The 570-nt window shown below is 70.4% G+C and carries 1 protein-coding gene; it reads right to left on the minus strand.

Annotated features, from left to right (window positions below; translation table 11 throughout):
• On the minus strand, positions 1–452 hold a 452-nt coding region (locus tag ABGI63_RS25780), incomplete at its 3' end, for a hypothetical protein (RefSeq protein ID WP_432767475.1).
• Between the last annotated feature and the right edge of the window lie 118 nt (positions 453–570).

Genomic DNA, 570 nt, shown 5'->3' on the forward strand with positions numbered 1-570 from the left:
TTGCCGGTGCGCGCCGCGCGATGCGCAGCGGTGTTCAGGTGCGTGGTCTGGATGACCGGGCCACCCTCCTGATGCTGAGCGCGGGCCTGCGCGCCGGAGGCCTGGGCCTGCAGCGGCTCGCCGCTGTTCGCGGGCGCCTGGCGGGCCTGCGGGGTGCGCAGGCGGTCGTCCTGGGCCGCGACGGTGGCGCGCAGGCTGATCTCGCCTTCCAGGCGCTCGACCTCGGCGGTGTTGTCGCGGATGGTGTTGCGCTCTTCGGTTGTCAGCTCGCGGCCGGCCTGGTCGGCGGCAGCGAGGATGACGTTGGAGCGCTGCACCAGGTCTTCCTGGCGGGTGCGGTAGCCGGTGATGACGGCGTCTTCAGTGTCGGCGCGGGGGCCGGCAAAAGCGACAGCGAGGAAGCCGAGGATGGCTGCCTGCCGCAGATGGAACATGTGCTTGTGGGTACGCATGGCGTTTCCTTTCAGGTCAAAAGAAAGGCCCACCGAAGTGAGCCTAGTGGCAGAGCCTCGCGGCTCGGGAACGCGGCAGGGCTTAGGTGCCCGACCCGCGAGACTGGGTGACCGCGCG

The sequence above is a fragment of the Roseateles cavernae genome, from assembly GCF_040187885.1.
Classification (GTDB): domain Bacteria; phylum Pseudomonadota; class Gammaproteobacteria; order Burkholderiales; family Burkholderiaceae_C; genus Roseateles_E; species Roseateles_E cavernae.